Origin of the sequence: Microcoleus sp. S28C3, from assembly GCF_036700785.1 — a bacterium.
Taxonomy (GTDB): Bacteria; Cyanobacteriota; Cyanobacteriia; order Cyanobacteriales; family Microcoleaceae; genus Microcoleus; species Microcoleus asticus.
The window spans coordinates 1-15,678 of the sequence record NZ_JAUBPO010000073.1 but is presented as its reverse complement, the minus strand read 5'-3'; the positions used below and the strand labels follow the sequence as shown (position 1 = coordinate 15,678).

11 protein-coding genes and 1 CRISPR repeat array are annotated in these 15,678 nt (G+C 46.4%); of the genes, 9 read left to right on the top strand and 2 right to left on the bottom strand.

The genetic code is table 11. The features are described from left to right. The first annotated feature begins 3 nt into the window (after positions 1-3). The 7 genes from cas7d to cas2 all read left to right on the top strand — a co-directional run bounded on the left by cas7d (position 4) and on the right by cas2 (position 7,192). Positions 4-1,032 carry a type I-D CRISPR-associated protein Cas7/Csc2 gene (cas7d, locus tag QUA13_RS20885; protein ID WP_333201545.1) on the top strand — a complete coding sequence of 343 codons (1,029 nt, stop codon included), beginning with the start codon at positions 4-6 and terminating at the stop codon, positions 1,030-1,032. A gap of 3 nt (positions 1,033-1,035) precedes the next feature. Further along, on the top strand, positions 1,036-1,797 hold the full coding sequence (cas5d, locus tag QUA13_RS20880; RefSeq protein WP_333201543.1) for a type I-D CRISPR-associated protein Cas5/Csc1: 762 nt from the start codon (positions 1,036-1,038) through the stop codon (positions 1,795-1,797). A gap of 73 nt (positions 1,798-1,870) precedes the next feature. Next, on the top strand, positions 1,871-4,075 hold the full coding sequence (cas3, locus tag QUA13_RS20875; protein WP_333201541.1) for a type I-D CRISPR-associated helicase Cas3': 2,205 nt from the start codon (positions 1,871-1,873) through the stop codon (positions 4,073-4,075). A 29-nt stretch (positions 4,076-4,104) separates the two neighbouring features. Then, positions 4,105-4,941 carry a CRISPR-associated endoribonuclease Cas6 gene (gene cas6, locus QUA13_RS20870; RefSeq protein WP_333201539.1) on the top strand — a complete coding sequence of 279 codons (837 nt, stop codon included), beginning with the start codon at positions 4,105-4,107 and terminating at the stop codon, positions 4,939-4,941. A gap of 350 nt (positions 4,942-5,291) precedes the next feature. Next, on the top strand, positions 5,292-5,885 hold the full coding sequence (gene cas4, locus QUA13_RS20865) for a CRISPR-associated protein Cas4 (protein WP_333201537.1): 594 nt from the start codon (positions 5,292-5,294) through the stop codon (positions 5,883-5,885). Positions 5,886-5,912: 27 nt separating this feature from the next. Continuing rightward, positions 5,913-6,914 (top strand): type I-D CRISPR-associated endonuclease Cas1d, encoded by a 1,002-nt coding sequence (gene cas1d, locus QUA13_RS20860; RefSeq protein WP_333201535.1) that lies wholly within the window; start codon positions 5,913-5,915, stop codon positions 6,912-6,914. Positions 6,915-6,916: 2 nt separating this feature from the next. Next, positions 6,917-7,192 (top strand): CRISPR-associated endonuclease Cas2, encoded by a 276-nt coding sequence (cas2, locus tag QUA13_RS20855; RefSeq protein ID WP_172188456.1) that lies wholly within the window; start codon positions 6,917-6,919, stop codon positions 7,190-7,192. 251 nt (positions 7,193-7,443) lie between these two features. After that, positions 7,444-9,929: direct repeats of the CRISPR family, unit length 37 nt; unit sequence GCCGGAAAAAACCTAAAACCCTATCAGGGATTGAAAC. Between the two features lie 82 nt (positions 9,930-10,011). On the opposite strand, the gene QUA13_RS20850 is transcribed toward cas2, so the two are convergent. Then, entirely contained in the window at positions 10,012-11,214 is a 1,203-nt protein-coding gene (locus QUA13_RS20850) for a glycosyltransferase family 4 protein (RefSeq protein WP_333201533.1), read from the bottom strand. A 101-nt stretch (positions 11,215-11,315) separates the two neighbouring features. Further along, positions 11,316-13,631, bottom strand: a complete 2,316-nt coding sequence (locus tag QUA13_RS20845) for an IMS domain-containing protein (RefSeq protein ID WP_333201530.1) — start codon at positions 13,629-13,631, stop codon at positions 11,316-11,318. Between the two features lie 446 nt (positions 13,632-14,077). Between QUA13_RS20845 and pdhA the strand changes: the two genes are divergently transcribed. After that, a complete protein-coding gene (pdhA, locus tag QUA13_RS20840; protein ID WP_333185771.1) occupies positions 14,078-15,115 on the top strand; it encodes a pyruvate dehydrogenase (acetyl-transferring) E1 component subunit alpha in 1,038 nt (345 codons plus the stop codon). Positions 15,116-15,389: 274 nt separating this feature from the next. Then, the gene (locus QUA13_RS20835) at positions 15,390-15,638 is read left to right on the top strand and encodes a helix-turn-helix domain-containing protein (protein ID WP_333201528.1); all 249 of its coding nucleotides are present in this window, start codon (positions 15,390-15,392) and stop codon (positions 15,636-15,638) included. The last annotated feature ends 40 nt before the right edge of the window (positions 15,639-15,678 follow it).

Genomic DNA, 15,678 nt, shown 5'->3' with positions numbered 1-15,678 from the left:
CCCATGTCAATTAACAAGCTTAATCCAGTTCTTGCTCCCAGTTACGAAAATTTTCCCAAAGGGCGAATTGTCAGTTTAGTTGTTCTCAGGACAACTCATTCTGAAACTATTTTTCGCACAGAAGGTTCTGGCGAACCGATGTGCAGCGAATTTGTCCCTGCTGGTTTAGAAGATAAAAAGACAATCGTGCAACGTTTGGTGATGACTAAGCGCAAACAGGTAGCACCAGAAAGGCGGCGGGGACGCGAATTCTTAAGGGCGCACGAACTTCTTTATACAAGTCCGAAAGAAGGATCTCTTTGTTCCCTAAACACCAATGCACCTTGCGAAATGTGCGTCGATTGTTTTCTGTACGGTTTTGCTGCTGGAGGCCGCGGCGCTCAAAAAAGCCGAGTTTGGACTGAAGATGCTTTTAGTATTTTGACGACTGCTCAAGCTGTAGGCGATCGCACAATCAATGCTATCTACGAAAATGGCACAATGCGTTTGAAGCGCGAAGAAGATACTAAAGCATCAACCGCTTTAAATACCAGTGAATATATCAAACCTGGAGTCCATTTTATTGATGTCGTCACCCTCAAAGATGTCACGGCTGACGAGTTGCGCTATGTCATCGGCAACATTCTGTTAACAAGTCGCTACGGCGCTGTTTCCAGCCGAGTTGGACGGATGGAAAATCAGATATTAGGAGTCTTTGGCAGCATTGCAGAACTACCTAGTTCTCTCGAATTGGTACAAGCTACTTATGATGCTTTGCCAAAGCCGTTAGAGCATCCTTTCGATACTGATGATTTGAGTGCAGCCATCAAACAAGTAATTGCAAATTGGACTAACAAGCGCGGAGTTTCGATGCAGCTTTCTGAAAATGAATTAACAAGTTTAATTGAAGACGTAGACCGCCACTGGTCTGAAACAGAACGCGATAACTTTCTCAAGCGCTTGGATAAATCATACCAGCCTTTCCGTCTGCCTCCTGCTGAGAAAAAGAGCAAAGGCAAAAGTAAAAAGACACCTGTAGAAACAGAGAGTTAATCTATGTCAACACTTCCGTTTGAAAAGGCAAAAATAGTCGATTTGTGGTGTGCAGAACCAGTCTTTTTTGCCTCTAGGGAGTTGTCTGATACCTATTACACTGAAGGTGCGATCGGGAACTATGCCCTTGCCTATGCTTTTGGCTGGGTACGTTCCCCCTATCGCCTTCAAGGTGAGGCAACAGGACGACCAACCTACAAAGAAGATTTAGAACCGATCGCACAAGCTTGTTATGTATTGCCAGCTTCCCCAATCAACGGCAGAGTAACATTCAGATTTGAGCGGTTCAATGCACTTTCTGATGCTTATTGGTACGCGATGACTAATAACCGCGTCGCTACAGCCCGGGAAGATTTACCAATTCAAAGACAAGGAAAAAAACCGAGTTCATTTAGAGCAAGTAATTTTCCTCAAACCGGACGGTTGCGGATGATTGAACGCGGCAACAAATTTCAGACTTTGGTGTTGGGAAATTGCGAATTACCGGATTACATTCGCTTGGGTAAATTCATGAGTAAAGTCAAGGTGAATGTTTTATCTGAACTTGAAATAGCTCTTTTGCCGAGTGGCGATTATCAAAGTCAGGCTTATTTAAGTGTAGCTGATTTACCGCCCAATTTAGAGCTTTTGTCATTTGATTTAATTTCCATGCCGCCAGCACCTTTGTTGAAAAACCTTTCTTTCCGAGGTGCAGCTTGGCAGATTGGTGAAATGATTCTTCCCGCCAACTTATATTTTTGTTGTGGAGGGAGACAAAATGGCTAAGGAAAAGTTAGTTACAAAGCTAGAACCTCGAAGTATTTCAGCTTGTGCATCCCTGCCAAATGAGTTGACATTTATGAAAAATGCACTACAGCATCAAGTTGATGTATTTGAACAGTCTCGAAACGCTGATATTGTTCTCGATTTGTCTCCAACTGGCACGGGAAAAACTCAAGCTGCACTAGCAGTGCTAAAGCACAATCCAACTCAAAGTGCTGTCTATATTGCGCCAACTAATGCTTTAGTCGAGCAACAGCGGGAAGCGGCCGAAAAGTTTGTCCGCGAAGCTGGTTTGCGTCACGTTGTGAAAGCTGCTTCTGCTAGAGAAGTTAGGGAATGGCCTAATGATAAAGTTGGCAATCGTCCGGGTGAGAAGCTGTACAATGTACTGCGAAATCCGGCTACTGTTTTCTCGGATGTAGGGGCAGATAAACCAATTATTTTGGTGACTAATCCTGACATTTTTTACTACGCGACTTTTTTTGCCTACAATAAGAACGATCGCACAAACATCGCCAGTGCTTTTTATCAAAAGTTTGGTACGGTCATTTTTGATGAATTTCATTTATATGATGCCAAACAGTTAGTGAGTTTGCTGTTTTATCTAGCTTATTCATACGTTTTTGGCTTTTTTCAATACGGGCGACGAGTGGTTTTGCTGACAGCAACACCGGAACCAGCTTGTCAGTTAGCATTAAAAAATTTAGAGTTTAAGGGTGTCAAAATCGCCTGGATTAATGAAGAAATAAGCAATTCTCATCTTTTACCGTCGCAAACAGCAGTTAATCTTGAATTGCGATCGCAAGCTGAAAGAGACCAGTGGTTGCTAGAATTAGCAGAGGAAGTTGTCAACCGTTTTCGAGAAAAGCCCGATCGCAACGGTGCGGTAATTCTCGATTCTAAAGACCACATCAATCGTTTGGCAGATTTGCTTTATGCAAGAGGTTTGGGCGGTAAATTCGGACGGATTACGGGTTCGACTCCCAAGGGCGAGCGCAAATTAGCAGCCCAACGCCCGATTATTCTAGCAACAAGCACTGTAGATGTCGGATTTAACTTTGAAAGAAATCCTGAACCGACGCGGCAAAATCTAGATTGGTTGATTTTTTCCAGTCGCGATCGCTTCTCTTTTTGGCAGCGATTGGGACGAGTTGGGCGGGTATTGGGTAAAGCTGAAACTAATATTGATTCAGAGGCGATCGCCTATTTACCCGATAAGGCTTGGGAACAAGGTTTATCCACCCTAGATTGTACAGGAGGACGCGCCGCACTCAAACAAATTCTTGACAGCCTTCCCTGTCTTGACAAACCCTTCTTAGACGTTTATTGGCGTTCGGAAGCCTCCCTAGAAATTGCCCGTCCTCTTTTAGAACTCGAAGAAAAATTTGAGAATTTACCCGGTAGTGAATTAATAGCCCAACTTTTCAATACTCTGAAAGAAACACTCGGAGGAAATCGCGACTGGGACTATTACCGCGGCCGAATGCGGACTCTGCGCGGGGCGGAAAATATTGTCAAAGTCTCTGCGAAAAAACTAACTCTCAAAAGTCAGTGGAAATACATCAAGGGCGGTCAAGCTTTTGTCAGAAAGTTTTTAGAGGTTCACTATCCGCTTGAAGTTGAGGAACTAAAAGCACAAAGAGCTAGCATAGAAGAATTTGAAAATTTGTTTCAAGAAGATGCTGATGCTGGTAAAGAATTAAAAGAGTTTGCTGAGATTTGGAGTGGTAGCTATGCACCGCTGTTTCAATTCCGTTCTAGCTTGTTTGAAAGTCTCCCCATCCGCGATCCTCAAGGTTTATTGCTCGATAGTTCTGAAGAAACAATTTTAGACCCTCTCCATCTTTTGCGTTATTACGAATTTGCTGAAGATGGCGAATTTGTTGAGGTGACAGCACGCGCTCAAGCGACCTATACATTGAATTTTAGGTTGCGATATCGCGACAGTTGGCAAGAGTTTCTCAACAAAGAACTCAACAAGTTAACTGCTTTTCCCAATTGTCGGATTGAACGACGGCTGGAAAATGCGATCGCACCAACTCCTCTTCTCAAAGTCCTGGAAAAACAGTTGCTACCGGGGGTAATAGTTTGCGGAGTCAAAAATGCTGCTGCTATTTTCCAACTCCGAAAGCAAGGAATTGTGTCATATCCGATCGTCATTGCTTGTGACGATGCTCAAAAAGAGAATTACAGATTTTTACCCGGATTAGCAGGAATCTTAACTATGGCAATGAAAAGCAAGCAGCTACGTCTTCCAGATGACGAGCCTTTAATCATTTAGAAAATCAACCCAACCAACCATTAACCAATATGCCACACAGCCTCGTCCTCAACATCCTTCCCCTGGCCCCGATTCCCCCCGGATACCTCACCGGAAGACACCTGCACGCCCTCTTCCTCACCCTCGTGAGTTCCGTTGACAAAAAACTCGGCGATCGCCTCCACGATGCCGCCGCCCAAAAATCTTTCACCCTCAGCCCTTTGCAAACTAAAAAATGCCCTTTCAAAAAACACCATTTCCTCCAATGGGAACACACAGAATCGATTCCAGAACACACCCTCTGTTGGTGGCGGATTACTCTGCTTGATGACACTTTATTTGGCAAGTTAACTCAGCTTTGGCTGAACCTCAATCCGTCGAAGCCGTGGCATCTAGGGCCCGCCGATTTGATGATTACTAAGATTCTCGGAACGCCCCAAGTAGATCAGCCTTGGGCTAATGCTTGCGATTACTCTCAATTGTACGATCGCGCTTCCGAAACTAATCGTTTAATTGCCTTCAGTTTTGCGACTCCTACTACTTTTAGGCAGGGAAAATTTGATTCGGTGATTCCTACTAGAGATTGCGTTTTTAATAGTCTCCTCAGTCGGTGGAATAAGTACAGCCCGATCGCAATTCCCGATCTTTCCTTCGATGCACTTTTTTCTACATTTGTCAATATCCGAAGTGAAAGATTGACTAACTATCAAAGCGATTTTGTCGGCATGGTTGGGGAGGTTAGTTATCGGATTTTGGGAGATGTGGAGCCTTTAGTTATTAAGCAAATTAACGCTTTGGCTGATTTTGCTGTTTACTGCGGGGTGGGGAGAAAAACTCCGATGGGGATGGGAATGACTCGGCGGATTGTTGTTAATAAGAGTTCTTGATAACTTAACGTAAAACCCATAGTCCGCCAGGGGTTGAAACCCATGCCTCAAAGCTAAAGTCCTCTTAAGAGGACTGCAAGTATGAATGATTAAATTACTTCTTCAGTTGGTTTCAACCTTTGCGCTTACTGTTACCTATCAGCTCAAAATATCATCCATGATTAAATTACTTCTTCAGTCGGTTTCAACCGACTTTAGCTATGAGACAGGGGTTTCAACCCCTGGCGGACTGGTGGAGCACTAATTCCTCACATTCTTTCGCCCCCACAGGGAAATTAAATGTTTCAACCCCTGGCGGACTGGCGGATAACTAATTCCCAATTACCAATCTCTTACAAACCCTTACAATCATGAACGATTTTGATTACATTTCGATGGCATCTCTCAACCAGTATTCCTATTGCGCTCACCGCTGCTGGCGGATGTTTTGTGCGGGCGAATTTGCGGACAATCAGTATACCATTGAAGGGACGAGTTTGCACGACCGCGTTCACACGATGAGCGAGATTAACCGCGATGAAACTTGGCAGGTTCGGGCAATTTGGCTGAAGTCTGAGCGCTACAAACTGATTGGAAAATCGGATTTGATTGAGTCGGCTGAGGGTGAGATTTATCCGGTGGAATACAAGCGGGGACGGAAGGGGGAATGGGATAATGACGAGTTGCAAGTTTGCGCCCAAGCGCTTTGTTTGGAGGAGATGACCGGGAAAACTATTGCGACTGGATATGTGTATTACGCGCAGTCGCATCAGCGGCAATTAGTGGAGATTTCTGAGGGGTTGAGACAGGAGACGATCGCCACTATCACCGCTATCCAATTTTTGCTGCAAACAGGCACAATGCCTCGACCTAATTATAGCAAACGCTGTCAAGGTTGCAGCCTTTATCAGCAATGTTTGCCGCAAGCTGCTGAGAAAGTCCTGCGCTATCAAGAAGCTAATTAATCCAAACTACAAATTTAGGAGTCGATCGTGGGGACACTGTATATCAATCAAGATGATGTGTTTATCGGGAAAACTGATGAACGGCTGAATGTCAAGGCAAAGAATCAAATCTTACAAGATGTGCCTTTGATTCATTTAGATGGAGTGGTGATTTTGGGACGGGCGACTATTTCCCCGGCGGCGATCGCAGAATTGCTACAACGGAAAATTCCTCTGACTTTTATCACCGATACCGGTCACTATTTGGGCAAGCTGGAACCGGAATTAAGTAAAAACATTTTCGTTCGCAATGCTCAGTGGAAAGCGGCGGGGGAAACTCCCCAAGCTATTCATGTTGTCCGGGGTTTTATTCGCGGGAAATTGAAGAACTATCGCACCAGTTTATCTCAAACTCAGCGGGAACATTCGGAACTAAATTTAAGTTCGGCAATTATGCAAATTTCAAATGCGATCGCCAAACTTGACAAAACTGACAATATTGACTCCTTGCGCGCACAGGAAGGTGCTGGAAGTGCCGCATATTTCAGAGTTTTCAACCAATTAATTCGCGCGGAAGGCTTTGTGTTTCAACCGCGACACCGCCCTGCTACCGATCCGGTGAATTCCTTGATGAATTTTGCTTACACGCTGCTGCGTCACGATGTACAAAGCGCGATTAATATTGTGGGATTTGACCCTTATTTAGGATACCTTCATATGCAGCGCTACGGCCGCGTGGGTTTAGCATTTGATTTGATGGAAGAGTTCCGCCCTTTGGTAGCAGACAGTATCATTTTGAATGCGATTAACCGCCGGATTCTGACGCTGAATGATTTTACTGTGGAACCTCTGAGTAATGTGGTGCGGCTGTCGGAAACGGGACGGAAAGAGTTTCTGAAGTTGTATGAAAAGAAAAAGCAGTCTGAGTTTAAGCATCCTGTTTTGAAACGCAAGTGTACCTATCAAGAAGCTTTTGAAATTCAAGGCCGGCTGTTGGCGAAATATTTGATGGGCGAGATTGACAAATATCCACCTTTAGTTTTGTACTAGATATGCACATTCTGATTTCTTACGATATTTCGGAAGATAAGCGCCGGACAAAGATTCACAAAATGCTGAAATCCTATGGGCAGTGGATGCAGTACAGTGTGTTTGAGTGTGCTGATTTGAGCGAGACTCAGTATGCTAAGTTGCGATCGCGCCTTAACAAAGTCATCAAACCGAACGAAGACAGTATTTTGTTTTTCCCGCTGTGCGCTTGCTGTCAGGGTAAGATCGAACGCATTGGTGGGGTAGTGCCAGCCGATCGCACTATATTTTTTGCTTAGTTTCCGTGAATGGGTAGGTGTTAAAATCGGGGTATCAAATTTTTCCGCTCAAACTCACGTGCAGCTAGAGTTTGATGCCCCTCCTATAAAAAAACGCTTCACGTAAATTGTGAAAGCTTTACAGGATAAGGTTTTGGAGTGAGTATGAATTTTTTGGTATTGACAAGCCGCAGGCTGGAATGGTAATTTTGTTTGAGATTTACGGCACTGCACCTTGAAAACCAAATACAGCAAGGCTTCTGGAACGGGCTGCCGGAAAAAACCTAAAACCCTATCAGGGATTGAAACGGGAATTCAAATCAGATAGATTGGCGCTGGCAGCTAATTTGGGCCGGAAAAAACCTAAAACCCTATCAGGGATTGAAACCTAAAACTTGAAACTTTTTAACTATTTCTGCTAGGCCGGAAAAAACCTAAAACCCTATCAGGGATTGAAACTTCGTCAAGAAACTTCTCGACCGCCTCTTTATTAAGCCGGAAAAAACCTAAAACCCTATCAGGGATTGAAACTTTCTGATTCCATTCAGATCGCTCTTTAACTTATTGGGGCCGGAAAAAACCTAAAACCCTATCAGGGATTGAAACTCGATAGGAACCAAGCTTGGATTAAGCATTTTAGGGCCGGAAAAAACCTAAAACCCTATCAGGGATTGAAACATGCCTAAGCATTCACTCATGAATTCTACCTTACGCCGGAAAAAACCTAAAACCCTATCAGGGATTGAAACGGTACAATTGGCGGTATTGATATTTCATTAAGAGCTAAGCCGGAAAAAACCTAAAACCCTATCAGGGATTGAAACTTTTGTACGATCTGGTGGTAATGCGAGATATTGGGGCCGGAAAAAACCTAAAACCCTATCAGGGATTGAAACTCGGTAGCCAGCCACGCGGCAGTGGCAGCCACCAAAAGTCAAGCCGGAAAAAACCTAAAACCCTATCAGGGATTGAAACATCAGTATTGCTAGCGCTACCCCTTCGCTTTGTGCCGGAAAAAACCTAAAACCCTATCAGGGATTGAAACGAGGCATTTTTTAGAATCGAAAATGCAGCGGCAATCATTAAGGCCGGAAAAAACCTAAAACCCTATCAGGGATTGAAACAAAGAAAAAGAAGCCGCAGACCCTCCGGCTCCCCGCCGGAAAAAACCTAAAACCCTATCAGGGATTGAAACTGAAACCGTTACTGCTACTGACGTTCAGCCTTCTAAGGGCCGGAAAAAACCTAAAACCCTATCAGGGATTGAAACTACAATTTCAGGAATATATTCCTCTGGTATTTGTGCCGGAAAAAACCTAAAACCCTATCAGGGATTGAAACTCAAATTTGAGACACTTTCCTTGAATAAAATAAGCCGGAAAAAACCTAAAACCCTATCAGGGATTGAAACTCTGTACTGCGGGAGCGATTTTGAATTCTACGGCGGGAGCGCCGGAAAAAACCTAAAACCCTATCAGGGATTGAAACAAGAAGCTTCCAGACAAGTTGGAATTGATCGTGCATCAAGCCGGAAAAAACCTAAAACCCTATCAGGGATTGAAACAACAATTAGCGAAAACTATGCCGGCCCCTATAGGAAACACAGCCGGAAAAAACCTAAAACCCTATCAGGGATTGAAACAAGCCCGAAGATTGTTGGGCGCCTACTGAGATTGCCCGCCGGAAAAAACCTAAAACCCTATCAGGGATTGAAACAGCAATAGATTCAGGTCGAGGAGGGAGAGGCGCGCCGGAAAAAACCTAAAACCCTATCAGGGATTGAAACGGATTGGGGTAAAATATCCCCCTGCTGGTTCTGATGAGCCGGAAAAAACCTAAAACCCTATCAGGGATTGAAACAGGCGGGAGATTTTTCGCATCTTGAGAGTAGGCAACAATAAGCCGGAAAAAACCTAAAACCCTATCAGGGATTGAAACGTTATTGTTATGGCAACGCTAGCAACATCAAAAAAATAACGAGCCGGAAAAAACCTAAAACCCTATCAGGGATTGAAACCTAGAGGAGGCAGCAAGAGCGATCGAACAACAGTTAAGCGAGCCGGAAAAAACCTAAAACCCTATCAGGGATTGAAACATGCAGCACTGGCGCGAACCATCCCCGAAATAGGCCGGAAAAAACCTAAAACCCTATCAGGGATTGAAACAAATCATTCATTTTTGGGTCGTTTAATTACAAAATTGCGCCGGAAAAAACCTAAAACCCTATCAGGGATTGAAACGGGCTAGGAGATGACCAATGAGTAACGCCCGGTGCCGGAAAAAACCTAAAACCCTATCAGGGATTGAAACTCTAAGTAACGGCTCAGTCGCTTCTTGCTGATTTTGCCGGAAAAAACCTAAAACCCTATCAGGGATTGAAACAGAACAGAAGATTTCCGAGCACAACTACTTTGATGTCTACGAGCCGGAAAAAACCTAAAACCCTATCAGGGATTTAAACCCGACATCTGGAAAATTTACCGCGAACAGGAACAGCCGGAAAAAACCTAAAACCCTATCAGGGATTGAAACATTTTTTTCAAGTAGCACCTTTCCTTGAATCTGATGATCCTTAGCCGGAAAAAACCTAAAACCCTATCAGGGATTGAAACAACCAGCAGCGCCTACCAACTGATTGAGGATGCTAAAGCCGGAAAAAACCTAAAACCCTATCAGGGATTGAAACAAACGTAATCTTCGGTCGGCGAGTAGGCTTGTAGAGCCGGAAAAAACCTAAAACCCTATCAGGGATTGAAACAGAACTGTGGCTATTTAACAAAGTCCATCTCGGCAACGCCGGAAAAAACCTATTTCCCCATCTAGGGCTTGAAACGCCCAAACTACAAAATTATTGGCTCAAAAATAGACTTCTCCTCTCTCTTTTTATCTCCTCCCATAACCTCAAACAATCGATCGACTACGCGCCTCCAAGTAAAATTTTCAGCAACAAAACCCGGGCCCGCAAACCTAGCTTTCGCAGCTATACCAGGCTGCTCGATCGCTATGCGCATCAAATCAGTCAAATGTTCCCACTCAGGAGCTAGGATAAATAAAGTTTCCCCATCGCTCGCCACAGCCGTCAATTTACTCTCAATCCGCAGTGCAAAGTCCGATCGCGTAAAATCATCGGTAGGGCCGCCCGCAGTGCAAATCACCGGCAAACCGCAAGCTGCTGCTTCTAACACCGGCAGATTAAAACCTTCTGCTAAATAGGGAGAAACATAAGCATCTGCTGCTTGGTAAAACTCAGCTATTTGAGCAAAAGATAGCTGGCTGCCAGTATAAATTAATCTCGGTAAAACTCTCGCTCTTTCGGCATCGTCGAGGACAACTCGGCTGGCTTCAGCAATCTCGTCTCTCGACGGATAAAGCAGTTCTGAACCTTTTAAAACTAATCTCGCATCTGGATATTTGTCAACTACCGCAGCGAAGGCTTTTAATAAAGGGCGAATACCTTTGCGATCCGTTTGCCCTCCGATATTTAAAAATATAAAATAGTTTGACCAGCCAAAGCTTTGGCGCAGCGATTGACGCCGATCGCCCGAGAGAGGATAATAAATCTTAGGATCGACTCCCAAAGGTACGACGGCTATGCGATCGGCTTCAACTCCGCTGCGAATTAAGCCGGCTTTTGACCACGCCGACGGTGTAATAATTTTGGTTTCTGAATTAACGGGGGTTTGTGCGATCGACTTAACCCCCATCGCCTGCAATACTGTACTGGTAACAATCCCCCATTCTGTCGCTGCAAATACCCAAGTTGCGGCGCTGCTAGATGCCGAGAAGTCCCACGGGCAGTACATTCGCAGGGTAACATCCGCTAACTGATTTAGCCCAGGGCTCTTAATGCTGCGGAGTAATGTTTCATTTGGGCGATCGAACAAACTAATTTTCGTCTCCCAAGCTGCGTCTATGTAAGGCATATCGCGGTGGAAAAGCTCAATTTGTCCTCGCGGGCGATCGAGCATTTCCAGCAGTTGAAATTGATTGGCTACGCAATAGGAATGATAAATAAAACGCCAGCCTTCAACAATAATCTGCAATTCAAAACTCCAGCTTTTGGGATTAAAAATTTAACTAACAATCAGAAATTGGTAATTAGCAACTAGCAAGCAGAAATTACCAATTACCAATTACCAATTCCTTACTTAATCACTTGCCAATCCATAATCCGCCACTGTCCGTCTTGGCGGATCAAGTCGTAGCGCACCCGCAGGTTTTCGTTGCGGGAAGAAACGAGCTGATCGCGATCGAACACTTCGGCTTTTTCCGCTACTTGGGCTTCGACTTGGGCGCGATCGGGATTAGTCGGATTCGTCTTAACTCCATTAACTTGCAGCTTGTGTACGTAACGCTGATGCGCGTTGTTTCGCTCTTGAGCGTCTGCCATCAATTGCCAGCGAGACAAAGCCGGTTCTGTCAGAACTTGCTTTAATTCTTCCACAGTGTGGTTGGGGCCCAAAGCCGCTGCTTTCGCCGACAGCCAGCCTTGAACTATTTGTTCTGCTGATTCTTCAGTGATTGCTCCCGACACGGGGGCCGCAGTGCCAGGCTCTGGGGCCGCGGAAACAGCCGGGATTTCTACGGGCGCTGCTTCCAGCCCGACGAGGGCTTGCTCTCCTTGCAGGGATGGGCCCGAGAGCGCTTGCATCGCGCTCGCCAACAGACTGAGTATGAACCACAGCAGTAAAAGGCTCAGGACACCTGCGACTAGAAACAGAGCCAGTCTGTTTCGAGGCATAGACTTGACTTGGGCGGAAATTTCTGATGCCTTGGTGCGCGCCCGATCGACCAAATCGCCTGTTAGCGCCTTGCCGGTTGCTCCGCTGCGCCCTGAATGTTGGCGCCTGCGATGCTTGGAAGTTGAGTCTGCGGGCTGCCCCGCCGTAGCTGTCGGGAGAGAGACGGCGGCAGCAGGGCTCGCAGCAGCAGCCGTTGCCTGGAATTTCGGGCCTGAGGCTGCGGTTTCGGTCTCGGCAGGTACGGGGGTCAAGGTGACGGTACTAGCTCCCTGCGGGGCGGATGGTGGGGTTACTGCTGCGGGCGATCGGCCTGCTGTCGGTTGCAGCCGCGCCGCGGGCTTGCCCGAGCGGGGCTGCACCACGACCCATTCGTTGGCGGTTTCTGCGTCCTGTGGCAAAGCTTCTAGGTAAGCTTGTACTTTCGGGTCGGCAAAGTAATCTTTCAAGGAGACTGACTGGTTTGCCAAGTCGCGGAAGTGGGGAAACACCTCCTCTTGCAGCCAGTGTTCGGCGTACAAGCACAGTCCGGGCAACAAATCGGGAGAATCTTGGGAATGTTCGCGAATGAAGGCGAGGGGTTCTTTTTCCGAACTGAGTTCGAGGGCTCTGCTGGCTTCTTCTGTCTGGCCCAGCAGCAGGGAACAAACGGCTTTTTCCAGGTGAACGTCTTGGCGGCGGCCGAGCTGCATCAGCATCAGCTTGGCGCGACGGATCATCGACGGCTGTCTGGCGGCAAATCCTTGGGCTAACAGGGTGTAGACCGAGAGGTAAGTGGCGACTGCGGAGGGGCGGCCGGCTTCGGCTTCAAATAGGGTCTGCTGCTCGCTGCTGGTTAGGTGTTTGCGCAATTGCTGCACGAAGCGGAGGAAGTCTTCTATTCCTAAACCCGATCGATCGTCTCCCGAACCGTCGATGCCGCCCCGTTCTTGAAGCATTTCTCGCAGGATTTGCAGTCCCCGGCGACGCTCGGCAACTTTTTCTTCAGGGAGGGATAGTAGCTCTAAAATGTTGTACGGACGCAGTTTGTATAGGTCGGCTTGCATTTCACCCCTCACGCTTGCAAATAGGCTTTCGCGCAGCAGCACTTCTTGGCCTGCTTCTAATGATTTTGCGGCATTTTCGTACTGACCTTGCTGCCACTGTTCGCGGCCGAGTTCTAGACAGGCAAGGCTGACGGTTAAAACTATATCTGGCCGCACGAGCTGGGGGTCGCCGAAACGACCTTCTGCGATCGCGATGCTGCCATTGTTAAGATACGGGCGACCCAGCTTCTGTACGAGTTCGTATTCCCCCAGTTCTTGCAGTATGAGCAGGGCTCCTACGAATTGGTTGTCATCGATTTCAATACTTGGAGTGTGGGGGTCGGGAGCAGCCTCTAAAGGCTTGGACTCTGCCGGAGCGGTTTCTCCTGCGTCTTGCAGGACTGTGGCCGTGCCTGCTGAGGTTTTCGACCTCTGGTGCTTGGCTTCCTGTGCGGCTTCCGACTCTCGATCGTAAGTTTTGGCTAAAAAACTGGCATCGTAAGCTTTGCGCTCGTCTGAGTCTGACAGAACGGCGCAGGCTTCATCGAGCAGTTGTTTGCGGGCCACGATCGCAACTTCGGAATACTCCCTGCGCGGAAGCTGTAAAGTTCGATCGCGGTGAGCCTGCTGCAACTGTTCGGCAGTAGCTTGAATCGGTAGACCCAAAATCCGGTAGTAATCTAGTGGAATTAACACTGTCCACTTCCCCAAAGCGCTAGCAACTGAATTAGCCTATCTTAAGTGAGATACTCCCGCAAACCAAATCAAAAATTCTGGTGTTGGCTTCCAACCGCCCAATTCACGGTATGTTGGAGTTACGGTAGAGATAATGTGATTTTTTTCCCTCTACAGGGTTTTACAGCAAGGAAAATGGAAAGCCCCACTGCCCCTGAGCTAAATGAGTTGTTTGACTCTTGAGCATTTTCGGGTTTGAGAGTAATGGAATTATATCATTCGTCGGCATGGGGTTTAGATGGGAGTTGGTTCTCCGAGTCCGGGCAATCGACCCCGCCTGCCAAACTCATTTTAACAATTGGTGAACTGCTGCGGAGCAAAAGTGCGATCGTTTTCTGCTGCGGTTGTGTCCCATCTGGGTTTAAATTTAGATGTCTAGGAAGCCGATCGTCGGGTATTAATTATTTATGGTTCAGGAACGGACTTTACCAGTTTTTGACGCGCAAAGCGTAAACATTTCTCGGGATGAGGGCTTGATGCTCTACGAGGATATGGTCTTGGGGCGCTACTTTGAGGACAAGTGTGCTGAGATGTACTACCGGGGCAAAATGTTTGGTTTTGTCCACTTGTACAACGGTCAGGAAGCTGTGTCTACTGGCGTGATTCGATCGATGCGCCGGGATGACACCGATTACGTCAGCAGCACCTACCGCGATCACGTTCACGCTTTGAGCGCGGGCGTGCCGGCGCGGGAGGTAATGGCGGAGTTGTTCGGAAAGGAAACTGGTTGCTCGAAGGGCCGCGGCGGTTCGATGCATATGTTTTCGGCCGAACACCGACTGTTGGGAGGTTATGCTTTTGTGGCTGAGGGGATTCCTGTAGCTACGGGGGCGGCTTTTCAATCGAAGTACCGCCGCGAAGCTTTGGGCGATGAGAGTTCCGATGGGGTAACTGCTTGTTTTTTTGGCGATGGTGCTGCAAATAACGGGCAGTTTTTTGAGTGTTTGAATATGGCGGCTTTGTGGAAGTTGCCGATTCTTTATGTTGTCGAAAACAACAAATGGGCGATCGGGATGGCTCACGAACGAGCTACTTCTGACCCCATGATTTACAAGAAAGCTCATGCTTTTGGCATGGTTGGCGTCGAGGTTGACGGGATGGATGTTTTGGCGGTTCGGGAAGTGGCAAAGGAAGCTGTAGCGCGGGCGCGGGCCGGCGAAGGGCCGACTTTGATCGAAGCTTTGACTTATCGTTTTCGCGGCCATTCTTTGGCAGATCCCGACGAGTTGCGTTCTAAAGAAGAGAAGGAATATTGGTTCCCTCGCGATCCGATTAAGAAGTTGGCTGCTGATTTGATCGATCGAACTTTGGCAACTGCTGAAGAATTAAAAGAGATCGATAATAAGATTCAAGCAGTAATTGATGATGCGGTAGATTTTGCTGAGAAAAGCCCTGAGCCAGATCCTAGCGAATTGTATCGGTTTATCTATGCAGAAGATGAGTAAGCTGTTGTGCATTTAACTTGTATGTTTAGGGCGGGCAGGATGCCCACCCCACAAGAGTGATAGATACCCGTAGGGACACGGCGAAAGCCTTTGTCCCTACTGCACTTCATAAACCTGCGATACGCTGTAAGACTTACGCACAGACTCTACTTGTAGGGTGCGCACTTCGCACCTTACTATAGCACTCCTAAATGATTTATAAAAATTTATAAGTTATAAGAGTTAGGTCGTATGTTAATATTTAGGTCATAAATATAGCGTGAAATAAAACAATATGTCTGAGCAGCCAAATATCAAACAGTTAAGTGATTTTATCGATAGCAACCCCGATCCTAGAGAACAGAAGCGAGCCCTAGCTATAATGATGTGGATTGAGGGTGTGCCTTGTTCTAAAATTCAAAAAATATTAAATGTATCAGCAGCATTTATCAGTCAATGTAAAGCAAAATTTATTAAGAATGGAGTTGAAGACTTAAGACTGAAATATCGGCTCTTCTGGAGTCAAGGTGATAAGCAAAACTAATTAGAAAAGCAAGCTAATAGCCTCGCCCGAAAGTTATCAA